Genomic DNA, 22,233 nt, shown 5'->3' with positions numbered 1-22,233 from the left:
CCATGAGTGGTACCTGGACTTTGCCCGACGACCTGACCCTGCCCGGCCGGGTCGGAAGCTTTCCCGCCGCAGGTCAGCCGGTGCCGCACCACTGGTCGAGGTGCTTCGGGTGCGGAGACCAGTCGCCCGCCGGGATGTCGATGAGCTTCACCGCCGGGGACGGTCTCGACGTGTGGGGGCGGCTCGAGGTGGCACCCCGCTACCAGGGCGGTCCTGGGGTGATCCACGGCGGCATCCTCTCGACCGCGTTCGACGAGGCGCAGGGCATGGTGTGCCGGTCCATCGTCGACGGACCGGTGGTCACGGGACATCTCGAGATCGACTTCGCCAGGCCCATACCGCTGGGTTCCGTCCTCGAATTCCATGCGCGGATCGACGGGTCGATCCGCCGCAAGGTCTATACGAGCGCCGAGGCGCGCATCGTCGAGGGGCCCACCGCCGACCCCGGCGTGGTGGTGGCGACGTCGCGGGGGTTGTTCCTCACCGTCACGGCCGAACACTTCGAGAAGACGAAGGACTTCGTGGACGGCGTGCCGGAGCGCCCGTTCGGAACGTCGTCGATCTGAGCGTCGGCGTCACCGCAGCGACGCGATCGCCGCTCCCAGGTTCCCGACCTCGGTGACCTTCATGCCCTTCGGCGCGGCCCCGGAGTCGAGGGGAACGATCGCGCGGGTGAACCCGAGGCGGTGCGCCTCGGCGAGCCTGCGCCCGACGCCGGGCACCCGGCGAACCTCGCCGGCCAGTCCCACTTCGCCGAGGATCACGAGCCCGTCGGGAACGGGACGGTCCTTCACCGCGGACGCGACGGCGAGGGCCAGCGCCAGGTCGGCGGACGGCTCGGTCATCCGCATTCCGCCGACGGTGGCGGCGTAGACGTCGTTCTTCGCGATCGGCACCCCGCACCGGCGGTCGAGCACGGCCAGGACCATGGCCACCCGGGCGCTGTCGAGTCCGCTGACGGCGCGGCGGGGCGCGGGCATGGACGTGGCGGCGACGAGTGCCTGCACCTCACCGAGAAGGGGCCGCTTGCCGTCCATCATGACGGTGACGGCGGTTCCGGGAACGGCTTCGGCACGGTGGTGGAGGAACAGTCCGGACGGGTCGCTGATACCGGCGATGCCGTCTTCGCGCAGTTCGAAGCAACCGACCTCTTCGGCGGCACCGAACCGGTTCTTGACGCCGCGCACCATCCGCAGCGTCGAATGCTTGTCGCCCTCGAAGTGCAGCACCACGTCGACGAGATGCTCGAGCGACCGCGGACCGGCCACCGCACCGTCCTTGGTGACGTGGCCGATGAGGAGCACCGGCACCCCGCTGGCCTTCGCGAGGGAGGTGAGGGCGCTGGTGACAGCCTTCACCTGGGTGACGCCGCCGACCACGCCGTCGACGTCGGCGGCCAGCATGGTCTGCACGGAGTCGACGATCAGCAGGGTGGGACGCACCTGCTCGACGTGACCGAGGATGGTCGCGAGATCGGACTCGGCGGCGAGATAGACCCGCTCGTGGACGGCGCCGGTACGGTCGGCCCGCAGTCGCACCTGACCGGCGGATTCCTCACCGGTGACGTAGAGCGACCGGTCGTCCGGGCTGCGCCGGGCCCACTGGTGGACCACCTCGAGAAGCAGGGTCGACTTGCCGACGCCGGGTTCGCCGGCGAGGAGAACGACGGAACCGGGCACCACACCGCCGCCGAGGACACGGTCGAGTTCGTCGATGCCGGTGGCCTTGGCGCGGGTGGACGTGCTGTCGATCCGCGTGATCGGAGTGGCGGGGGTCGACGGAAGGACCGCTCCGGCTCCGGCTTTCGCGAGCGAGGCGCCGGGGCGGCTCGCGACGGACGCGACGATCGGGGCCTCGTCCATCGAACCCCAGCTACCGCATTCGGGGCACCGCCCGACCCATTTGGGAACCGTGCACTGGCACGACGAGCAGCGGAAGCTGGATTTGAGTTTGGCCACCGGGCCAGCCTAGGTATCGGGTCCGACAGCGGACCCGGGCCGGCTGCTAGTGTCCGCCGCCCTCGGCTTCGGTTCCGGGCGACTTGTCGGAGACGTGCCGCTCGGTCTCGTGGCCGGCGTCGACGGGAACGGACACGGTGATGTCCCCGGCCTTCTCGAACGCGAACGTGACGGGGAAGGTGAGGCCCGGGCGGACGCCTTCCTTCAGGCTGTTCAGCGTCACCAGGACGACGTCGGTCGGCGCGTCGGCGGTCTCGCCCGTCTCGGCGGCGGCGTCCGCGCCGGCTTCGGCGTCCCCGAGCGGCAGGCCGGCGACGAGTGCGCTCTGCGGCGGAATCTCGAGTCCGCCGGACTTCTCGCCGAGCGTGACGGACTGCGCGAAGTCGGTGCTGATGCGGGTCAGCTTGTCCGGGGTGTCCTCGTTGTTGTTGATCGCGGTGAACGCGAGGACGGCGTTGCTGCCCGGCTCGAGGCTGTACTCGGCGGAGTCGGGGTAGACGACGTGCACGTTGCGCAGGGCGATCGACCCGGCCTCCGCGCTGTTGCCGTTGACCGCGGCGACCTGACTCGACGTCTGGGTGATCTGGCCCGCACTGCACGCGGACAGCGCGAGGGCCGCGCCGGCAGCGAGAGCGACGGCGGTAGCGACTCGGCGAGTCGACTTGTCGAGAGCAGTCACGAGTTGTCCTCCGGTGTCAGGTTCGCACTTCAACTAGGCAGAGTAGTAGTTCGCCCGCGTGGCCTGCTCGCTGGGTACTCACAATGGTTGTCTGCGTGCGGTTTCGGTGCCGGAGAACGGCCTTATCGGGGTGTCCGGAATGCACGTATCAGGACCCCTGTCAACCCCTAGGGTCAGGCCATGATGCCCCTGACCTGCACCGTTGATGCGACCAGGATCCGGACACGTGTTAAACTCGAATGATCGAAAGGGGCACGGGACAGATGATTTTTAAGGTCGGAGACACCGTCGTATACCCCCATCACGGTGCGGCGCTGATCGAAGCAATTGAAACCCGCACCATCAAGGGTGAGCAGAAGGAATATCTCGTTCTCAAGGTTGCTCAGGGCGATCTCACCGTACGGGTTCCCGCAGACAACGCAGAGTACGTGGGCGTACGCGACGTCGTCGGCCAGGAAGGTCTCGACAAGGTCTTCCAGGTACTGCGGGCTCCGCACACCGAAGAACCCACCAACTGGTCACGCCGCTACAAGGCGAATCTCGAAAAGCTCGCGTCCGGTGACGTCAACAAGGTTGCCGAGGTCGTTCGTGACCTGTGGCGTCGTGAGCAGGACCGCGGGCTGTCCGCGGGAGAGAAGCGCATGCTCGCGAAGGCGCGGCAGATCCTCGTCGGCGAACTCGCGCTGGCCGAAGGCACCGACAGCGACAAGGCCGAGACCATCCTCGACGAGGTCCTCGCGGCCGCGTCCTAGACAGTCGCGATACACGCAGTGGCCGAGGGAAGAGGTCCTGTAGTCGCGCTGGTTCCCGCCGCAGGTCAGGGAGTGCGTTTGGGCGAGAACAAGCCCAAGGCATTCGTTGATCTCGGTGGGACGACCATGCTGACACGCGCGGTCGACGGGCTCCTGCAGTCGGGGGCTGTCGACCGCGTCGTCGTGATCGTGCCGGAAGAACTCGTCGAGTCGACGCGCAACCTCCTCCCCGGTGACGTCACCGTCGTGGCCGGCGGCAGTGAGCGGACCGATTCGGTTCGCGCCGGACTCGCCGTCGCCGACGACGCCGAATACGTCCTCGTGCACGACGCCGCCCGCGCTCTGACGCCGCCGTCGCTCATCGCACGAGTTGTCGCGGAGTTGCGGTGCGGCCGCACCGCGGTCATCCCCGTCCTCCCGGTGGCGGACACCATCAAGACCGTCGACGTTCTCGGCGCGGTCACCGGCACACCCGAACGGTCCGAACTGCGGGCCGTGCAGACTCCGCAGGGTTTCACCGCGGAACTGCTGCGCCGCGCGTACGCCGCCGCCGACGGCATCGCCACGGACGACGCCGGCCTGGTGGAGCGGCTCGGCGAACGGGTCCGCAGCATCGTCGGCGAACCCACAGCATTCAAGATCACCACGCCGCTGGACCTCGTGCTGGCCCGCGCGCTGGTGGAAGAGGGAGCGCGCTAGTGCGAGTCGGAATCGGGACGGACGTCCACCCGATCGAGCAGGGACGGCCGTGTTGGATGGCAGGTCTGCTGTTCGAGGGCGAGAACGGCTGCGCGGGTCATTCCGACGGCGACGTGGCCGTCCACGCACTCTGTGACGCGCTGCTCTCCGCCGCCGGCCTCGGCGATCTCGGCTCCGTCTTCGGAACCGGCAGGCCCGAGTGGTCCGGGGTGAGCGGCGCCGCGATGCTCGCGGAGGTCCGCCGACTCCTGGAGGAGGACGACTTCGGTGTCGCCAACGCCGCGGTCCAGGTGATCGGGAACCGGCCGAAGATCGGCCCGCGCCGGGACGAGGCGCAGAAGGTGCTCAGCGACATTCTGGGAGCGCCGGTTTCGGTGTCCGCGACCACCACGGACGGGCTCGGTCTCACCGGGCGCGGCGAGGGGATCGCCGCGATGGCCACCGCATTGGTCATTCCCGATCGAAGCGCCAGGTAGGATCGCTGGTCGTGACCCTGCGCCTATTCGACACCGAGACGCGGGCCTTGCGTGACTTCGCTCCGCTGGCCCCTGGACACGCATCGGTGTACCTGTGTGGCGCCACGGTGCAGGGCGACCCCCATATCGGTCACGTACGCAGCGGAGTCGCCTTCGACGTGCTGCGACGCTGGCTGCTCGCCCACGACTACGACGTGGCGTTCGTCCGCAATGTCACGGACATCGAAGACAAGATCCTGAACAAGGCCGCCGAGGCGGGCAGGCCGTGGTGGGAGTGGGCCGCCACGTTCGAGCGGTCCTTCACGTGGGCCTACCAGCAACTGGGTGTGCTGCCGCCGTCCGTCGAACCGCGCGCCACCGGGCACATCACGCAGATGGTCGAGATGATGCAGCGCCTCATCGACAACGGCCACGCGTACGCGGCGGGTGGCGACGTCTACTTCGACGTCCGCAGCTACCCCCGGTACGGCAGCCTGTCCGGGCACAAACTCGACGACGTGCACCAGGGCGAGAGCGCCGGCGAATGCAAGCGCGACCCCCGCGACTTCACGCTGTGGAAGGCGGAGAAGCCGGGCGAGCCGTCGTGGCCGACGCCGTGGGGCCGCGGCAGGCCGGGCTGGCACCTCGAGTGCTCGGCGATGGCCGAGTTCTATCTCGGGGCGGCGTTCGACATCCACTGCGGTGGCCTCGACCTGGTGTTCCCGCACCACGAGAACGAGATCGCGCAGGCCAAGTGCGCCGGCGACGACTTCGCGCAGTACTGGCTGCACAACGGCTGGGTCACCATGGGTGGCGAGAAGATGTCGAAATCGCTCGGCAACGTTCTCTCCGTGCCGAACGTCCTGAAAAAGGTTCGGCCGCAAGAGCTTCGGTACTATCTCGGCAGTGCCCACTACCGGTCGATGCTCGAGTACTCCGACACCGCGCTCGACGAGGGCGCGGCCGCGTACCGCCGCATCGAATCGTTCGTCACGCGCACGCAGGAGCGCGCCGGTGAGGTCGAGGTCGGCCGGTGGACGGCCGCGTTCGCTCGCGCGCTCGACGACGACCTCGCCGTCCCCGCCGCGCTCGCCGAGGTGCACGGCAAGGTCCGCGAGGGCAACATCGCGCTCGACGGGGGAGATCTCGAGGGTGCGCGCGCGATCGCGTCGCAGGTCCGGGCCATGCTCGGAATCCTCGGCGTCGACCCGCTGGACGAGCACTGGACTCAGGAGACCGCGGACGCGTCCGCGGCAACCGATGCCCTGGACGTTCTGGTCCGGGCCGAACTCGAGCGCAGGCAGACTGCCCGCGCCGAGAAGAACTGGGCTGTGGCCGACGAGGTGCGTGACCGTCTCATCCGGGCGGGCATCGAGGTCACCGATACCCCCAACGGGCCCGAGTGGTCACTCAAGGCAGGACAGTAGTAATGGCTGGAAATTCGAGTAGGCGCGGAGCCGTCCGCAAGGCCGGTACCAAGAAGGGGCAGGTCGCCGGTTCCGGTGGGCAGCGGCGCAAGGGGCTGGAAGGCCGTGGTGCCACGCCGCCCGCGGAGGCCCGAACCAAGCATCCCGCCGCCAAGCGGGCCGCCCGCGCCGCCCGGGACGCCGAGAAGCAGCCGGGCCGCGGTCGTCAGACCGCCGGTCGCAAGGTGCTCGACGGCCCCGAGACCGTGCTGGGCCGCAACCCCGTCGTCGAGTGCCTGCGCGCCGGTGTTCCCGCGACCGCACTGTACGTCGCGGTCGGGACCGAGAGCGACGACCGACTGAAGGAATCCGTCCAGCGCGCGGCCGACGCGGGCATCTCCATCCTCGAGGTTCCCCGCACGGATCTCGACCGGCTCAGCGCCAACGGCATGCACCAAGGCGTCGCGTTGCAGGTGCCGCCGTACCGCTACGCGCACCCCGACGACCTGATCGCGGAGGCTCGCAAGCACCAGGAGGCGCCGCTGCTGGTGGCCCTCGACAACATCACCGACCCCCGCAACCTCGGTGCCGTCGTCCGGTCGGTGGCCGCGTTCGGTGGTCACGGCGTGGTAATCCCCGAGCGGCGCAGTGCGTCGGTCACGGCGGTGGCGTGGCGCACGAGCGCCGGTGCCGCGGCGCGACTGCCGATCGCCCGCGCCACCAATCTCACTCGCACGCTGAAGGACTGGGCGTCCAAGGGCGTCCAGGTGGTCGGGCTCGACGCGGGTGGCGACACCACGCTCGACGAGTTCGACGGCAGCGGCCCGGTGGTCGTCGTGGTCGGCTCGGAGGGCAAGGGACTGTCGCGTCTGGTGCGCGAGAACTGCGACGCCATCCTCAGCATCCCGATGGCGGGCCCCGTCGAATCGCTCAACGCGTCCGTCGCCGCGGGTGTCGTGCTCGCCGATATCGCCCGTCGTCGCCGGGGTTAGTTTTCCGCCCCGATCACTTCGGGATCGGCGACGTCACCACCCGGTGGAAGCGCACCCGGTGTCCGGGCCGCAGCTGCGCGGCCATCGGCAGGTCGGCCTCGGCGACCACGGCGATCACCGGGTAGCCGCCCGTCACCGGATGGTCGGCGAGGAACAGGATCGGCTGACCGTTCGGGGGCACCTGCAGGGCGCCCGCCACCATGGCCTCGCTCGGCATCTCGTCCCGCACGGATCGATGCAGCGCTCCCGGGCCCTCGAGTCGCGCCCCCACCCGGTTGGTGTCGGAACTGACCGTCCACGTCTCGCGGAGAAGGGCGTCGACGGACGCGGGCGTGAACCAGTCGTCCCGCGGTCCGAGGCGGACCCGCATCGTCAACGGATCCTCGGGGGTGACGGGTGGCGGGATGATCTCGTCCGCGGGCCAGTCGCCGGCATCCGCACCCACGAGCAACCGGTCGCCCTCGGCGACGGGATCGGGGCCGAGGCCCGACAGCGTGTCGGTGGACCGGCTCCCCATCACCGCGGGCACGTCGAACCCTCCCCGCACCGCGACGTAACTGCGCAGCCCCTCGGTCGCGAACGCGATCTCCAGTAGATCCCCCGTGTCCAGGTGGAGCATCGTGTAGTCGGGTCGGGGTTCGGAATTGACGGTGACGGGATTGCGGGCGCCCGTGACGGCGACGGAGACGGTCCCGGCCGCCCGCACGGCGAGCCCGCCGAGCGTGACCTCCAGTGTGGCTGCTCCGGAGTGGTTGCCCACCAACCTGTTTGCGCTGTCGTGCGCCTCGCGGTCGGCGGCACCCGACTCACCGACACCAATGGACGCATAGCCGGGGCGGCCGCGATCCTGCACGGTGGTGAACGGTCCGGTGCGCACGACCTCGAGCCAAGCCATCGTCCGATTGTCCCGCATCCCCGCGTCGTCTGGATACGCTCTCGACCATGTTGACCGCGACTCTGTACGGCCTCGGCACGGCCGTGCCCCTGCTGATCGGTGCCGTCGTCGGGCTGCGCTACGACCTGCCGCGGCCGGTCCTCGCGGCACTCATGGCGTTCGGTGCGGGAACGATGGTGGCCGCCGTGTCCACCGAATTGTTCCAGCCCGCGTTCGAGACCGAAGGGATCTGGACGGCAGGCGCGGCCCTGTTCACGGGGGCACTCGTCTACGTGGTCGCAGACCGGCTCATCGAGCAGAAGCTCGGTGCCGGCGCTCTCGGCTGGGCGTTGATGCTCGGCGCGCTGCTCGACGGCATCCCCGAGAACACCGCCCTCGGGGTGACGATCAGCAGTGCGGGCGGGGTGGTGCTGCTCGTCGCCGTCGCGGTCGGAAACGTACCCGAGGCGGTCGCGGGCGCGGCGTCCATGCGGTCACAGCCGCACTTCAGCCGCGGCCGCGCCCTGTCGGTGTGGGTGGCCACCGCCGTCTTGCTGGTGCTGGTGGTGATCGGTGCCGACGCCGTGTCCGACACCATCTCCGACGGCACCATCGCGACCATCCAGGCGTTCGCCGGTGGCGCGACAATCGCCGTCCTCGCGGACTCGCTGATGCCCGAGGCCTACCGGGAAGGCGGGTGGTGGGTCGGGTTGTCCACCGCGCTCGGGTTCCTCGTCGCGTTCGGGCTCGGCGCCTAGTCCGCTCAGGCGGGCAGGGTTGCGACCGGGTAGCCGTGCGCGGCAGCGACTTCGGTGGACAGCAGCGTGCCGTCGTGGGTGGACAGGCCTGCGGCGAGGCCGGGGACGGTCGCGGTCGCTTCCTGCCAGCCCTTGTCGGCGAGCGCGACGACGTAGGGAAGGGTGGCGTTGGTGAGGGCGTAGGTGGAGGTGCGGGGGACGGCGCCGGGCATGTTGGCGACGCAGTAGAACACCGAGTCGTGGACCTGGTAGGTGGGTTCGGCGTGGGTGGTAGGCCGTGAGTCCTCGAAGCAGCCGCCCTGGTCGATGGCGATGTCGACGAGCACCGAACCGGGCTTCATCCGGGAGACCAGGTTGTTGGATACGAGGGTGGGGGCCTTGGCTCCGGGGACGAGGACGGCTCCGATGACTAGGTCGGCGTCGAGGACGGCCTGCTCGAGTTCGAGGCTGTTGGAAACGATGCTCTTGACCTGGCCGTGGTACTGGGCGTCGATCTCCCGCAGCCGCGCGATGGACAGGTCGAGGACGGTGACGTCGGCGTGCATGCCGTGCGCGATGGCGATCGCGTTCTTGCCGGAGACACCGGCGCCGATGACGACGACCTTGGCCGGTCGCACCCCGGGGACACCGCCCATCAGAACGCCGCGGCCGCCGCCCTGGCGCATCAGGTGGTAGGCGCCGGCCTGCGGGGCGAGGCGTCCGGCGACCTCGCTCATCGGGGCGAGCAGCGGCAGCGAGCCGTCGGCGCCGGTGACGGTTTCGTAGGCGATGGAGGTGGTCTTCGACGCCAGCAGGGCGTCGGTGCAGTCCTTGGATGCGGCGAGGTGCAGGTAGGTGAACAGCACCTGGTCCTGGCGGAGGCGGGGGTATTCCTCGGCGATGGGTTCCTTGACCTTCAGCAGCAGGTCGGCACTTTCCCACACCTGATCGGCGGTCTCGAGGATCTGAGCGCCTGCGGCTTTGAAGTCTGCGTCGGCGAAGGACGAGCCGACCCCGGCGCCGGTTTCGATGATCACCTCGTGGCCGCGGCCGACGAGTTCGTGGACACCGGCGGGGGTGATGGCCACCCGGTATTCGTGGTTCTTGATCTCGCGGGGGATGCCGATCTTCATGAGAACTCCGTGCTGTTGGAAATTCGATTGGTAGGAGCCAATGGTGAAGAAAGCGATCATTCATGCCAATAGTTCTGAATATAATTCTCAAGATTGGGGTTCCGGCTCGCGACCATTCGGCCGTCGGCGGCCTGAGCCGGTTCTCGTCGAACGATGTTCGAGAGCGGCTCCGCCCCGTGAGTACTTGTTAACCGCCCGCCGTTAATAAGTACTCACGGGCGGCGGAGCTGCAGGATCAGCATGGCCGTGTGCAGCGACGTCCGGGACTCGGCGTCGTCGAGGTCGACACCGAGCAGACGCTCGATCGTGGCGAGCTTCGCGTAGAGCGTGGGGCGCGAGAGGTGGAGCCTCTTCGCGAGTTCCGTCTTGTTGCCGCCGAGTTCGAGGAAGCTCCGCAGGACTTCGACGCTGTCGCCACCGTGGCGCGCCCGATGCTCCAGCAGGCCGCGGAGTTCGGTCTCGGCGAACGCCTGCACCCGCGGATCGGTCCGGATCAGGGCGAGGAGACCGCGCAACCGGATGTCGGCTGCCCGGTGAAAGGCCTTGTCGTCCGGCGGCAACGACAGCGCGACGTCGGCGATGTGCGCGGATTCCGCGAGGCCGCCGGCGGCGTCGAGGAGCCGGGTCGATTCGGGGCCGACGCCGATCGTGCAGTGCAGGACGCCGTCGAGCCGGGTGAGTGCGGCGCGGATCGCCCCGCAGAGTTCGGTCAGCGCGCCGGGTGTGGACGCCGGCGGATGGGACAGGAGTAGGTCGATCTGCCCGGCCCGGGTGTTCGCGGTCAGTGCCGTCTGCCGCGACGTCCGGACCGCGTGACGCACGGCGTCGAGCATGGTGATCCGGCGTCGCTGGGCCAGAACCTGGTCGGCGCTGGCGGTTTCGCCGACCCGGACCGTCATCGGCAGGTACGTCAGTGCCGGCCGGAGGCCGAGTGCGTGGGCGCGCGCGGTCGCCTCGGCCTCGTCCTGGATGCGTCCGCGGCGGAGTTCGTCGATCAGCCCGCTCTGGGCCTGCTGCTCGAGCGCGGTCCGGTCCTGTTCGACCATGCGGTGCAGTGCGAGCGCCTGGGCCGCGCGTTCGAGGGTCATCCGCGCACGACCTTCCGCGGCGACGGGGCGGGGGGCGACGAGTCGTCCCCATTCCTGCCGATGCGCGCCGACGGGCGTCGTCGTCCACGACTCGGGCCCGTCGACCGCGGTCTGATGCGACACAGGTGTCAGCCGCGACCGGCGTTCCCACTCGGCGAGGAGGTCCGCCGTCGCGGTGCCCTGCGCCGCGAACGCCAGCACCTGCCGGTTGAGGTCTTCGAGCACGATCGGGGCGCCGAGCATGCCGGCCGCGGCGTCGACGATCTCGCCGAGCGACGCCCGCTTCATGCTGAGGTCGGTGAAGACCTCGTGGGCGTGCCGTGCGAACGCGACCTCGTCGTACTGCTCTGCGACGATCGACCGGTGCACAGCCTCGGTGACCTCGACGAACTTGATCTGACGGTGTAGCGCGATCACGGGGAACGACAGTCTGTCGGCGGCGCGTGCCACACCTTCCGGGACCGTGTCGACGTGGACGCCGAGTTCTACGACGAGTCCGGCTGCGCCCGCCGCGGCCAGTCCTTCCAGGTATTCCACGCTCGACGAGTCGTCGGCGAGGGGCTGCCCGGTGGTGAGGACGAGTTCGCCGCCCTGGAGGAGGTTCGACAGGTCGGGTAGATCGCTGACGTGCACCCATCGCACCGGCCTGTCGAGCGGTCCGCCGCCGATCACCTCGGGCGTCCCGGCTTGGACGACCGGGAGCGCCAGGATGTCGACGATGGTGGGCAGCATTTACGCAGTGTAAATCAGAAGGCGGATTGCTATACAGATCGTCGGGCTCTGGGGGCTGGTTCACGGACCAGAGTGGAGGCATCACGCGATCCGTGCGGATCGCCCCGGTATCCGCTCTCTCGGTAAGGACACCCATTTCATGACACACAGCGACGGCGCCGCGCAGACCCGAACGATCTCGCACTCCGGCGAAGGCCGGATCATCTCGCACTCCGGCGAAGGCCGGATCATCTCGCACTGGTTCGACAACAAGAGCTTCGCCGGCACGAGCGGCAACACCGCCCCCGTCACCAACCCGGCCACCGGTGCCGTCACCGGTCAGGTCGCCCTCGCCAGCGTCGAAGACGCCCGCGCCGTCATCGACTCGGCCGCCGCCGCCTTCCCCGCCTGGCGTGACACGTCGCTGGCCAAGCGCACCCAGATCATCTTCAAGTTCCGGGAACTGCTCAACGAACGCAAGGGCGAACTCGCCGAGATCATCACCGCCGAACACGGCAAGGTCGTCTCCGACGCGCTCGGCGAAGTGAGCCGCGGCCAGGAGGTCGTCGAATTCGCCTGCGGCATCGCGCATCTGCTCAAGGGCGGCATGACGGAGAACGCCTCGACGAACGTGGACGTGCATTCGATTCGTCAGCCCGTCGGCCCCGTCGGCATCATCTCCCCGTTCAACTTCCCCGCGATGGTGCCGATGTGGTTCTTCCCCATCGCCATCGCCGCCGGCAACACCGTCGTGTTGAAGCCGTCGGAGAAGGACCCCACCGCCGCGATCTGGATGGCCGAACTGTGGGCCGAGGCCGGACTCCCGGCAGGGGTGTTCAACGTCCTACAGGGCGACAAGACGTCCGTCGACGAACTCCTGACGAACCCGGCCGTCAAGGCCATCAGCTTCGTCGGCTCCACCCCGATTGCCCAGTACGTCTATGCCACCGGCACCGCCCATGGCAAACGCGTCCAGGCGTTGGGTGGGGCGAAGAACCACGCCATCGTTCTCCCCGATGCCGACCTGGATCTGGCCGCCGACGCCATGGTCAACGCCGGCTTCGGATCCGCGGGTGAGCGCTGCATGGCCATCTCCGCCCTCGTCGCCGTCGGCGACATCGCCGACGAACTCGTCGCCAAAATCAAGACGCGCACCGACACGTTGAAGATCGGCGACGGCACCAAAGATTCCGACATGGGTCCGCTGGTGACGAAGGTGCACCGCGACAAGGTCGCCTCCTACATCGACGCCGGGGAGAAGGACGGGGCCACCATCGTCGTGGACGGCCGCACCGTGCAGGCCGACGGCGGGGCGGACGGGTTCTGGCTCGGCCCGACGCTGATCGACCACGTCACCACCGACATGAGTGTGTACACCGACGAGATCTTCGGACCCGTCCTGTCCGTGATTCGCGTCGAGAGCTACGACGAGGCGCTGGAACTCATCAATTCCGGTCCGTTCGGCAACGGCACCGCGATCTTCACCAACGACGGCGGCGCGGCCCGCCGGTTCCAGAACGAGGTCGAGGTCGGGATGGTCGGCATCAATGTGCCGATTCCGGTCCCGACCGCGTACTACTCCTTCGGTGGCTGGAAGAACTCGCTGTTCGGCGACACCCACGCCCACGGCGCCGAGGGCGTGCACTTCTTCACCCGCGGCAAGGTCGTCACCAGCCGTTGGCTCGACCCGAGCCACGGCGGCATCAACCTCGGCTTCCCCCAGAACAACTGAGCAGGAAAGGACCCACGGTCATGACGACGACAGTCTCCCAGGAACTCCTGCCCACCGGTCAGCCCCTCGACGCGGCCCGTGCCGAGGGTGAGCGCGCCTACGCGCTCGACCGCGCGCACGTGTTCCACTCGTGGTCGGCGCAGGAGCAGATCACGCCGATGACGATCCTCGCGTCCGAGGGTTCGTACGTGTGGGACGGTGCCGGGAACCGCATGCTGGACTTCTCGTCCCAGCTGGTCAACACGAACATCGGGCACCAGCACCCCAAAGTCGTTGCCGCCATTCAGGAGCAGGCCGCGAAGCTGTGCACCGTCGCACCGCAGTACGCGAACGACGCCCGCTCCGAGGCCGCGCGGCTGATCGCCGAGCGGACCCCGGGTGACCTGAACAAGGTGTTCTTCACCAACGGTGGCGCCGACGCCAACGAGCACGCCGTGCGCATGGCCCGTCTGCACACCGGCCGCTACAAGGTGCTCTCCCGCTACCGGTCGTACCACGGTGGCACGGACACCGCGATCAACCTCACCGGCGACCCGCGTCGGTGGCCCAACGACTACGGCAACAGCGGAGTCGTCCACTTCCACGGACCGTTCCTGTACCGGTCGCAGTTCCACTCGGAGAACGAGCAGCAGGAAACCGAGCGCGCGCTCCAGTACCTCGATCAGCTGATCCGCCTGGAGGGGCCGAATTCGATCGCGGCGATCGTGCTCGAATCCGTTCCCGGGACCGCGGGGATCATGGTGCCCCCGCCCGGCTACATGGCCGGCGTCCGCGAGATCTGCGACCGCTACGGCATCGTGTTCATCGCGGACGAGGTGATGTCGGGGTTCGGCCGGACCGGAAAGTGGTTCGCGATAGACCATTTCGGTGTGGTACCCGACCTGATCACATTCGCGAAGGGCGTCAACTCCGGTTACGTTCCGCTCGGCGGTGTCGCGATCAGCGAGAAGATCGCGGCGACGTTCGCCAACCGGCCGTACCCGGGCGGACTCACCTACTCGGGACATCCGCTCGCCACCGCCGCCGCGGTTGCGACGATCACTGCGATGGAGGACGAGGGGATCGTCGAGAACGCGGCGCGGATCGGCAGGGAGATTCTCGGTCCCGGGCTGCGTGGCCTCGCCGACCGGCACCCGTCGATCGGTGAAGTGCGCGGGCTCGGCGTGTTCTGGGCGATCGAGCTCGTCGCCGATCGTGCCACGAAGGAACCGCTCGCCCCGTACGGTGCGTCCAGCCCGGCGATGAACGAGGTGATCGCGGCGTGCAAGGCAAGTGGTCTGTTGCCGTTCGCGAACTTCAATCGCATTCACGCTGTGCCGCCCTGCACCGTCACCGAGGCCGAGGCCCGTGAGGGTCTCGCGATCCTCGACACGGTTCTCGACATCGCGGACGCACACCGCAACTCCTGACACACCCCGTCCGACGACACCCTCGTGTCCCGACACTCGATCCGTCCCGCGGTCAATGGCGCCCGCGGGGCGGATCTTTCTCTATTCCACGACAACCACTCGGCGCCCGGATCTCAACGGAGAGAATCTATGAGCTCGATTTCGTCCACGCTCGCCCCGTCCCTGCCGGAAGGCTATGTCGAAGAACGGGATCGGCCGCCGGTCCCCGACGTCGCCATCCTCGACCAACTGACCGCCGACGCCTTCGACCTGCACGTCGACACCGCCGGAACCGGTGAGAACCCGCAATTCCGGGTCACGCTCTACAGCGGAGGGGCGACCGTGTCGCTCGAACGGGTGCTCCGACTCCTCGGCAGTCTCGACCTCGAGGTCGTCGACCAGCGGACGTCCGTGTTCCGCCGCGCCGACGGTCTGGTGTGCCGGCTCTACGACTTCCGGGTGTCCGCGGGACCGCTCGTCGCGTCCGCGATGGCCGCGGGATCCGTCGAACCCGAGGCCGTCGTCGAGACGTTCCGGGCGATGTGGTCGGGCCGGGCGGAGGCGGATCGGTTCAACGTGCTGGTACTCGCCGCCGGCCTGGACTGGCGTGAGGTCGTGCTCCTGCGCGCCTACGCACGCTTCCTGCGGCAGAGCGCTCTGCCCTACGACCAGGGCCGGATCGAGGCGGTGCTGCTGTCGCGTCCCGAGTTCGCCTCTGCGGTCGTGGGTCTGTTCCACGCGCACTTCGATCCGCGCGGGCATTTCGCCGGCGACGTCGAAACCCGCCGAGCCACGGTCGAGTCACTGCTCGAGGAGGTCGAGGGCCTCGACGCCGACCGGATCCTGCGCGCGTACGTGAATCTCGTCTCGGCGACGACCCGCACCAACTTCTACCGGGACGGGACGCTCGGTCCGTCGCGGCCCCAGTTGTCGCTGAAGTTCCGCTCCGGCGAGATCGACGAACTCCCGCGGCCGCGGCCGCTCTACGAGGTCTTCGTGTATTCACCGGACATGGAGGGTGTGCACCTGCGGTACGGACCCGTCTCGCGCGGTGGGCTCCGCTGGTCCGACCGTCCCGACGACTATCGCACCGAGATCCTTGGACTCGTCAAGGCGCAGGCGGTGAAGAACGCCGTGATCGTGCCCGCAGGCGCCAAGGGCGGTTTCGTCGTGCGCAACCCGTCGTCGACCGGCCTGGACTGCTACCGGCAGTTCATCTCCGGGTTGCTCGACGTCACCGACAACCGTTCGGACACCGCCGAATCGGTGCACCCGGACGGCGTCGTCTGCCGCGACGGCGACGACCCCTACCTGGTGGTGGCGGCGGACAAGGGCACGGCCACCTTCTCCGACGCCGCCAACGAGGTGGCCCGGACTTACGACTTCTGGCTGGGGGACGCGTTCGCGTCCGGTGGTTCGGTCGGCTACGACCACAAGAAGATGGGCATCACCGCGAAGGGTGCCTGGGTGAGCGTCACCCGGCATCTGTCCGAACTCGGAATCGACGTCGATTGTGACAGCTTCACGGTGGCGGGGATCGGCGACATGAGCGGCGACGTGTTCGGGAACGCCATGCTCGCGACGTCGGGGATCGGCCTGGTCGCCGCGTTCGACCACCGGCACATCTTCGTCGACCCCACTCCCCGCCGCGAGCAGGCCCGGCAGGAACGCCGCCGGTTGTTCGAACTGCCGAGGTCGTCGTGGGCCGACTACGACCGGTCCCTCATCAGTGCGGGCGGGGGTGTCTGGTCGCGGGAGAGCAAGTCGATTCCGGTGAGCAGCCAGATGCGGGCGGCGCTCGGACTGGCAGAGTCGGTGACGACGCTGACGCCGCCGGAGATGATCCGCGCCATCCTCGCCGCCCCGGTGGATCTGCTGTTCAACGGCGGCGTCGGGACGTACGTCAAGGCGTCGTCGGAGTCGCACACGGATGCGGGGGACAAGGCGAACGACAACGTCCGGATCGACGCCGGCCGGCTGCGCGCACGGGCCGTCGCCGAGGGCGGCAACCTGGGCGTGACTGCACTCGCCCGCATCGAATTCGCCCGCACGGGTGGACGCGTCAACACGGACGCACTGGACAACTCGGCCGGCGTGGACTGCTCGGACCACGAGGTGAACATCAAGATCCTGCTCGACTCACTGCCGGTCGACCGACGGCTCGACCCGTCCCGGCGCTCGGACCTGCTCGGGACGCTCACCGACGACGTGTCGGACCTCGTCCTCGCGAACAATCGTGCACAGAACCGGGTGCTCGGCGACGCCCGGTCGAACGCCCACCGGATGGTGGACGTGCACGCACGGATGGTGAACGACCTGGTCGACAAGCGCGGTCTGGACTGCGAACTGGAGGCGCTGCCCACCGCCGACGGCTTCACCGAGCTGTCGGAGGCGGGCCTCGGGCTGACCTCGCCGGAACTGGCGACCCTCCTCGCGCACGCCAAACTGGATCTGAAAGCGGAACTGGAGGATTCGGACGTCTTCACCGACGGGTACTTCTCCGAACGGCTTTGCGCGTACTTCCCGGCCGCACTGCGCTCCGTCCTCCCCATCGACACGCACCCCCTCCGCCAGGAGATCCTCGCCACCGAGATCGTGAACGACATCTTCGCCCGCGGCGGGCTCACGTACGCGTACCGGTTGCGCGAAGAGACGGGGGCCGGGCCCGCGGATGTGGTGCGTGCGTTCGTCATCACGTCGGAAGTGTTCGGGCTCGAGGAACTCTGGTCCGACATCGCCGCGGCGAAACTGCCGCCGACCGCGGAGTACGAATTGGTCGTCGAGGCCCGCAGACTGCTCGACCGGGCGTCGCGGTGGTTCCTCGCCAACCGACGTCAGCCGCTGTCGGTGGACGCCGAGATCGACGAGTTCCGGCGTGACGTCCACGCGCATTCCGTCGACGTCGGCGGATGGCTCCGCGGCGCCGAGGCGCGGGCGATGGAGGAAACGCGCCGCATCTACGACGAGGCGGGCGTCGAGACGTCCATCGCCCGGCGCATCGCCGACGGCCTCTACCGGTTCAGTCTGCTCGACATCGTGGACGTCGCACGAGAAGTGGGACGCGACGTTGCCGAGGTGGCGCCGCTCTACTTCGCCCTCTCCGATCACCTCGGCGTGGATCGCTGGCTGATCAAGGTGTCGGCCCTTCCGCGCGGCGAACGGTGGCACACGCTCGCCCGGGTGGCGCTGCGGGACGATCTGTACCGTTCCGTCCGGCTCCTGACCCGGGACGTGTTGTCCTCGGGTGAGCCCGGCGATTCGGCGGACTCCCGGATTCTGCTGTGGGAGACGACGAACAGCGCCCGGATCGAGCGAGCTCGACGGACGCTGGGGGAGATCGACGCCGCGTCAACCCACGACCTCGCGTCGCTGTCGGTCGCGGCGCGCCACGTGCGGTCCATGGCCTGATGCGCTTCGCGCCTGTGAGTACTTGTTAACCGCGGGCGGTTAACAAGTACTCACAGGTGGAGCTATAGGGTGCGTGCCGGATCGGCGGCGGGTGCGTCGTCCTCGTCGTCGTCGGGCACGAAATCGGCTTCGACGGCGGACGCCGGTTCCTTCCAGACCCACGGCTGACCGTCCTGGACGACGCGCCGGTACGCGTACAGCACGATCGACAGCGACAGGACGAAGACCCCGACGATCAGTTCCTTCGTGCTGCCGTAGCCGGTGATGGAGGCGCTGAGAGCGCCGACGACGACCATGATCGTGTCGATCACCACGAGGAGACCGGCGATGTACAGCCACTGCTTGCCGAGCTTGATCGGGCGAGGGGCGTCCGGTTCGTCGCGGCGGAGGTTGAGGAAGCCGGTCAGCGACAGGATGTGGCAGATGAGGTAGCCGACGATGCCGGCGACGATGACGGCGAGGGCCTCGCCGACGAACAGGATCAGGATGACGTTGACGAGCAGATCCAGCGACATCGCGCGTCCTGGAACCTTGAAGCGGTTGAGTTCACCGAGTTGCTTGATGGTGAGCCCCTCCCGGGCGCTGCCGTGGAGCACGCGTCCGCCGTCGGCGGTGGTCATCACCATCAGGAGAACAAGGCCGGCGATGAGGCAGATCGCCATCACGATGTCGCCGCCGGGGAAGAGGCTCTCGAACACGGTCAGGTAGAAGGAGACGGGGTTCTCGGCGACGTCCGCCTGATCGACGAGTCCGCCGACGCCGAACGGGACCAGGATGTAGACGGCGATGACGAAGAAACCGGCCAGTCGCAACGCAATTCGGCTGTCGCGGATGGTGTCGCGGAACTCGGGCACGAACGAGGCGACCGCCTCGATGCCGTAGACCGACCAGGCGAGGACGAACATCCAGGCGATCGCGGTGCGCCAGCCCGCTTCACCGCTGGCGGCGATGTCCCAGTGCAGGTTGCTCATCGACCAGTTGTCGGACAGGAGCGGAGCGGCAGCGAACACGACGATCGGGACGAGGACGAGGGCGCCGGTCGCGTACATCAGCCACATCGCGGGTCGCATCCCGAGGACGTTCAGTCCCCAGCCCATGACCAGGACGCCGAGTGCGATGACGTGGGGCAGTCCGATGGTGGCCAGGCCCGTGGAGAACGTCCACGTCTGCTCGGGGAACCATTCGGCCTGCACCAGCTTCCCGATCTGGAGGCCGTAGATGGCCAGCGAACTCGACCACGAGAACCAGTAGCCGTAGGTCGCGAGCGGACCGACGAGGGTCGAGCGGGTCCGCCAGCCCTGATGGGCGTACATGGAGATTCCGCCGACCTTGTCGACGAACATGCTGGCCATCTCGGAGTAGATGAAATTCTGCAGGCACGCGAGGACGGCGACGGCGCCGAGGAGGACGAGCGTCGTCCAGGCGCCGATCAGGCCGATTGCGTAGCCCATGCCGACGAACAGTGCGGCGGGGATGGAGAGGCTGATGGTGAAGCCGTCCCACCACCGCAGGTTCTTCTCGTATGTGTGGTCGTCGGCGAAGGAATCGTGCAAGCTCACGGGATTCTCCAGTTCTGGGCCTTGTCGGCGCAGTGTGTGTATTCAGAATGCGGCCCTCGGCGACTCGAGTCGAGTGGGTGGAGGCCGACGGGCCGCCGCAAGTATGTGATTCAAGACACTAACACCGCGCAATGCGTCGCACAAGATGAGAATGCCCTCGCAATGCGTATTCATCGACGCTTAACATTCATGAAATGCAGCATTTTGTGCCCACAACGCCACTGATCTCGTCGTTCTGGATAGAGTCGGTCCATGTCTCAGCACACTCTGGACGAACTGGACCGCGCGATCCTGCGGCAACTCGAGGACGACGGGCGGCGAGCGTTCCGGGAAATCGCCCGGAATCTGGGCTCGTCCGAGGCGACGGTGCGGGCTCGCGTGAAGCGACTGCAGGATCTGAACATCCTGCGCATCGTCGCGTTCGCCGATCCCGAGCGGCTGGGCGACTCGCAACTGGCACTCGTGTTCCTGACGGTCGACCCCGGGCGGCACCAGGACGTGGTGGATGCGCTGACCGAGATGCCGGAGATCACGTACGTCTCGACACTCCTCGGGCGGGCCGACATCTGCGTCGAGGTCGGCACCGCCAACAACGCGGAACTGTGGGCCTTCCTGAATCAGTACGTCAGCACCATCGAGGGCGTGCGCACCACGGAGACCATCTCGATCCTGAAGGTGCACAAGCTGCGGTACGGCACGCCCTCGAAGGAGTAGTCCTACTGCGTCGCGCCGAACACCGTGCGGTGCCACGCTTTCCGCGACACTCCGGTGATGTCGCTCATGACGTGCTTGACGGTCAGGTACTCCTCGAACGAGTACGTGGACATGTCCTTGCCGAAGCCGGACGCGCCGACCCCGCCGTGCGGCATCTCGCTGATGATCGGGATGTGATCGTTGACCCACACGCATCCCGCGTCGATCTCCCGTGATGCGCGCTGCGCGCGGTACAGGTTCGTCGTCCATGCCGACGCGGCGAGACCGTAGTCGGTGTCGTTGGCGCGGCGGATCGCGTCGTCGTCGCCCGAATGACGGCTCACGGTGAGCACCGGTCCGAACACCTCGTCGCGGTAGATCTCCGCATCCTCGGTGACATCCGCGATCAGGGTCGGGAGGTAGAACGCTCCGGGCAGGTCGGGGGCGGATCCGCCGGTCACGATCCGGAAACCGGCGGCGCGGGCGCGCTGCACCATGCCGTCGACCCGGTCGCGGTGCGCGAGTGTGATCAGCGATCCGAGGTCGGTGTCCGGGTCGTAGGGATCGCCCACCACGACCCGTTCCATCAGTGCGGCCACCCCGGCGACGAACTCGTCGTACAGCGAGTCCGCCACGATCGCGCGGGTCGCCGCGGTGCAGTCCTGTCCGCCGTTGATCAGCGACGCCGCGACCGCGCCGTGCACTGCCGCTTCGAGATCGGCGTCGTCGAACACGACGAACGGGGCCTTGCCGCCCAGCTCGAGCTGCACGCGGGTGCCGTTCACGGCCGCCTGCGCCATCACCGTCCGGCCCACGGCGGTCGACCCGGTGAAGGTCAGCACGTCGATTCCGCGGTGTCCGGCGAGCGCGGCGCCCACCTCGGCGCCGGTACCCGTCACCACGTTGAACACGCCGTCGGGCAGCCCGGATTCGGTGGCCAGCCGGGCGAGGCGGAGCGTCGTGAGGGGCGTGAGCTCGCTCGGTTTGAGCACGACCGTGCACCCGGCGGCCAGCGCCGGAATCACCTTCCAGACCGCCATCTGCAGCGGATAGTTCCACGGCGTGATCGACCCGACGACGCCGACGGCGTCACGCCGGATGCTCGATGTGTGGTCAGGGGAGTACTCCGCGGCGGCCTTGCCCTCGAGATTGCGGGAGGCTCCGGCGAAGAAGTCGATGTTGTCGATGCTGCCCGGGACGTCGAACTCGCGGGCGAGCCGGATTGCCTTGCCCGTCTGCGCGACTTCTTCGCGGGCGAACAGTTCCGCGTCGCGCTCGAGTGCGCGGGCAAGGGTGGTGAGAACTGCTGCGCGCTCGGCCGGGGCGGCACCCGACCAGCCGGGGAAGGCGGCACGCGCCGACCGGACGGCGGCGTCGACGTCCCGGGCGGTCGCGAGGGTCAGTGCCGTGACGGGGGCGCCCGTCGCCGGATCGATGATGCGGTGGATGGCACCGGAGCCCTCGGCCGGGGATCCGGAGATCCAGCAGCCGGGCACGGTGGTCGGCAGGTCGAGCGAGGGGGACGACGGAAGGGGGACCGAGACGGTCATGAGATCACTCCAAGACGGGGGCGAGAAAAAAGATTCACTCACAGTAGAAGAGCGCACTCGTGTTGGCTACCTGTCGCCACGAATTCAGTCATAAAAACGCAACTCCTACTGCGCATTGCGTCAAAAATTATCAACTTGCCACTTGAATTCGCGGGCAGAAGGCGTCACGATTGACGCATGCCGGATCGGACCTCTGCGTTCGACGGCCTGCCGAGACGATCGGCCCGGATTCGACCTCTGACGCTGGACCAGTCCGAATTCGACTGAACCGAAACATAATTGAGGACTACGATGACTGCAGTCACCGAAAGAACCACGACCGGACTCGAAGCGTCCGCTCGCCGCCATCTGTGGGGGCATTTCTCCCGCCACGGGGAGAACATCACCCCGCCGATCATCACCCGCGGCGACGGCGCCCG

At 68.3% G+C, this 22,233-nt stretch carries 18 protein-coding genes; 11 read left to right on the top strand and 7 right to left on the bottom strand.

Features of this window, described 5'->3' with window-relative positions; genetic code table 11:
* The first annotated feature begins 2 nt into the window (after window positions 1–2).
* Entirely contained in the window at window positions 3–566 is a 564-nt protein-coding gene (locus tag ACFTZB_RS11490) for a PaaI family thioesterase (RefSeq protein WP_378431684.1), read from the top strand.
* Between the two features lie 9 nt (window positions 567–575).
* On the opposite strand, the gene radA is transcribed toward ACFTZB_RS11490, so the two are convergent.
* Together radA and ACFTZB_RS11480 are read right to left on the bottom strand one after the other, a co-directional pair.
* Window positions 576–1,958, bottom strand: a complete 1,383-nt coding sequence (gene radA / locus ACFTZB_RS11485) for a DNA repair protein RadA (protein WP_378431683.1) — start codon at window positions 1,956–1,958, stop codon at window positions 576–578.
* 46 nt (window positions 1,959–2,004) lie between these two features.
* Complete coding sequence (locus ACFTZB_RS11480) at window positions 2,005–2,637, bottom strand: hypothetical protein (protein WP_378431682.1); 633 nt, start codon at window positions 2,635–2,637, stop codon at window positions 2,005–2,007.
* Window positions 2,638–2,900: 263 nt separating this feature from the next.
* On the opposite strand from ACFTZB_RS11480, the gene carD reads away from it, so the two are divergent.
* The 5 genes from carD to rlmB are packed head-to-tail and all read left to right on the top strand — an operon-like array spanning window position 2,901 to window position 6,941.
* Window positions 2,901–3,389 (top strand): RNA polymerase-binding transcription factor CarD, encoded by a 489-nt coding sequence (gene carD, locus ACFTZB_RS11475; protein ID WP_005262216.1) that lies wholly within the window; start codon window positions 2,901–2,903, stop codon window positions 3,387–3,389.
* Window positions 3,390–3,407: 18 nt separating this feature from the next.
* The gene (ispD, locus tag ACFTZB_RS11470) at window positions 3,408–4,088 is read left to right on the top strand and encodes a 2-C-methyl-D-erythritol 4-phosphate cytidylyltransferase (RefSeq protein ID WP_378431681.1); all 681 of its coding nucleotides are present in this window, start codon (window positions 3,408–3,410) and stop codon (window positions 4,086–4,088) included.
* Window positions 4,088–4,564 (top strand): 2-C-methyl-D-erythritol 2,4-cyclodiphosphate synthase, encoded by a 477-nt coding sequence (gene ispF, locus ACFTZB_RS11465; protein ID WP_378431680.1) that lies wholly within the window; start codon window positions 4,088–4,090, stop codon window positions 4,562–4,564. Before ispD ends, ispF begins: the two co-directional genes overlap by 1 nt.
* 11 nt (window positions 4,565–4,575) lie before the next feature.
* Window positions 4,576–5,970: a cysteine--tRNA ligase gene (cysS, locus tag ACFTZB_RS11460; RefSeq protein ID WP_378431679.1), complete on the top strand. Its 1,395-nt coding sequence runs from the start codon at window positions 4,576–4,578 to the stop codon at window positions 5,968–5,970.
* Between the two features lie 2 nt (window positions 5,971–5,972).
* The gene (gene rlmB, locus ACFTZB_RS11455; RefSeq protein WP_378431678.1) at window positions 5,973–6,941 is read left to right on the top strand and encodes a 23S rRNA (guanosine(2251)-2'-O)-methyltransferase RlmB; all 969 of its coding nucleotides are present in this window, start codon (window positions 5,973–5,975) and stop codon (window positions 6,939–6,941) included.
* Between the two features lie 13 nt (window positions 6,942–6,954).
* On the opposite strand, the gene ACFTZB_RS11450 is transcribed toward rlmB, so the two are convergent.
* Entirely contained in the window at window positions 6,955–7,836 is an 882-nt protein-coding gene (locus tag ACFTZB_RS11450) for a biotin-dependent carboxyltransferase family protein (protein WP_378431677.1), read from the bottom strand.
* 47 nt (window positions 7,837–7,883) lie between these two features.
* On the opposite strand from ACFTZB_RS11450, the gene ACFTZB_RS11445 reads away from it, so the two are divergent.
* Window positions 7,884–8,573, top strand: a complete 690-nt coding sequence (locus ACFTZB_RS11445) for a ZIP family metal transporter (RefSeq protein ID WP_378431676.1) — start codon at window positions 7,884–7,886, stop codon at window positions 8,571–8,573.
* 5 nt (window positions 8,574–8,578) lie between these two features.
* Here the strand turns inward: ACFTZB_RS11445 and ald are convergent, their stop codons facing one another.
* Window positions 8,579–9,685: an alanine dehydrogenase gene (gene ald, locus ACFTZB_RS11440; protein WP_378431674.1), complete on the bottom strand. Its 1,107-nt coding sequence runs from the start codon at window positions 9,683–9,685 to the stop codon at window positions 8,579–8,581.
* 212 nt (window positions 9,686–9,897) lie between these two features.
* Window positions 9,898–11,505: a PucR family transcriptional regulator gene (locus tag ACFTZB_RS11435; protein WP_378431673.1), complete on the bottom strand. Its 1,608-nt coding sequence runs from the start codon at window positions 11,503–11,505 to the stop codon at window positions 9,898–9,900.
* A 139-nt stretch (window positions 11,506–11,644) separates the two neighbouring features.
* On the opposite strand from ACFTZB_RS11435, the gene ACFTZB_RS11430 reads away from it, so the two are divergent.
* The 3 genes from ACFTZB_RS11430 (at window position 11,645) to ACFTZB_RS11420 (ending at window position 18,012) form a co-directional block, all read left to right on the top strand.
* Window positions 11,645–13,216, top strand: coding sequence for a CoA-acylating methylmalonate-semialdehyde dehydrogenase (locus ACFTZB_RS11430; RefSeq protein ID WP_378431672.1), 1,572 nt, complete (start codon window positions 11,645–11,647; stop codon window positions 13,214–13,216).
* Window positions 13,217–13,236: 20 nt separating this feature from the next.
* Window positions 13,237–14,625 (top strand): aspartate aminotransferase family protein, encoded by a 1,389-nt coding sequence (locus ACFTZB_RS11425; protein ID WP_378431671.1) that lies wholly within the window; start codon window positions 13,237–13,239, stop codon window positions 14,623–14,625.
* 129 nt (window positions 14,626–14,754) lie between these two features.
* Window positions 14,755–18,012, top strand: a complete 3,258-nt coding sequence (locus ACFTZB_RS11420) for an NAD-glutamate dehydrogenase domain-containing protein (protein WP_378431670.1) — start codon at window positions 14,755–14,757, stop codon at window positions 18,010–18,012.
* 62 nt (window positions 18,013–18,074) lie between these two features.
* On the opposite strand, the gene ACFTZB_RS11415 is transcribed toward ACFTZB_RS11420, so the two are convergent.
* A complete protein-coding gene (locus tag ACFTZB_RS11415; RefSeq protein WP_378431669.1) occupies window positions 18,075–19,571 on the bottom strand; it encodes an APC family permease in 1,497 nt (498 codons plus the stop codon).
* 252 nt (window positions 19,572–19,823) lie between these two features.
* Here ACFTZB_RS11415 and ACFTZB_RS11410 point away from each other — a divergent pair, with 252 nt between their 5' ends.
* Window positions 19,824–20,285, top strand: coding sequence for an Lrp/AsnC family transcriptional regulator (locus ACFTZB_RS11410; RefSeq protein WP_378431667.1), 462 nt, complete (start codon window positions 19,824–19,826; stop codon window positions 20,283–20,285).
* 2 nt (window positions 20,286–20,287) lie between these two features.
* Here ACFTZB_RS11410 and ACFTZB_RS11405 read toward each other — a convergent pair whose 3' ends face one another.
* Window positions 20,288–21,814 carry a gamma-aminobutyraldehyde dehydrogenase gene (locus ACFTZB_RS11405; protein WP_378431666.1) on the bottom strand — a complete coding sequence of 509 codons (1,527 nt, stop codon included), beginning with the start codon at window positions 21,812–21,814 and terminating at the stop codon, window positions 20,288–20,290.
* Between the last annotated feature and the right edge of the window lie 419 nt (window positions 21,815–22,233).

The organism is Rhodococcus sp. NPDC057014, from assembly GCF_042673295.1.
Taxonomy (GTDB): domain Bacteria; phylum Actinomycetota; class Actinomycetes; order Mycobacteriales; family Mycobacteriaceae; genus Rhodococcus_F.
This window is presented reverse-complemented; position numbering and strand designations above follow the sequence as displayed.

Bases quoted from the DNA above. Each gene is read 5' to 3' on its own strand.
- ACFTZB_RS11490 (WP_378431684.1), top strand. From the start codon at position 3: ATGAGTGGTACCTGGACTTTGCCCGACGACCTGACCCTGCCCGGCCGG.
- carD (WP_005262216.1), top strand. From the start codon at position 2,901: ATGATTTTTAAGGTCGGAGACACCGTCGTATACCCCCATCACGGTGCG.
- rlmB (WP_378431678.1), top strand. From the start codon at position 5,973: ATGGCTGGAAATTCGAGTAGGCGCGGAGCCGTCCGCAAGGCCGGTACC.
- ACFTZB_RS11450 (WP_378431677.1), bottom strand. From the start codon at position 7,836: ATGGCTTGGCTCGAGGTCGTGCGCACCGGACCGTTCACCACCGTGCAG.
- ACFTZB_RS11445 (WP_378431676.1), top strand. From the start codon at position 7,884: ATGTTGACCGCGACTCTGTACGGCCTCGGCACGGCCGTGCCCCTGCTG.
- ald (WP_378431674.1), bottom strand. From the start codon at position 9,685: ATGAAGATCGGCATCCCCCGCGAGATCAAGAACCACGAATACCGGGTG.
- ACFTZB_RS11435 (WP_378431673.1), bottom strand. From the start codon at position 11,505: ATGCTGCCCACCATCGTCGACATCCTGGCGCTCCCGGTCGTCCAAGCC.
- ACFTZB_RS11430 (WP_378431672.1), top strand. From the start codon at position 11,645: ATGACACACAGCGACGGCGCCGCGCAGACCCGAACGATCTCGCACTCC.
- ACFTZB_RS11425 (WP_378431671.1), top strand. From the start codon at position 13,237: ATGACGACGACAGTCTCCCAGGAACTCCTGCCCACCGGTCAGCCCCTC.
- ACFTZB_RS11420 (WP_378431670.1), top strand. From the start codon at position 14,755: ATGAGCTCGATTTCGTCCACGCTCGCCCCGTCCCTGCCGGAAGGCTAT.
- ACFTZB_RS11410 (WP_378431667.1), top strand. From the start codon at position 19,824: ATGTCTCAGCACACTCTGGACGAACTGGACCGCGCGATCCTGCGGCAA.
- ACFTZB_RS11405 (WP_378431666.1), bottom strand. From the start codon at position 21,814: ATGACCGTCTCGGTCCCCCTTCCGTCGTCCCCCTCGCTCGACCTGCCG.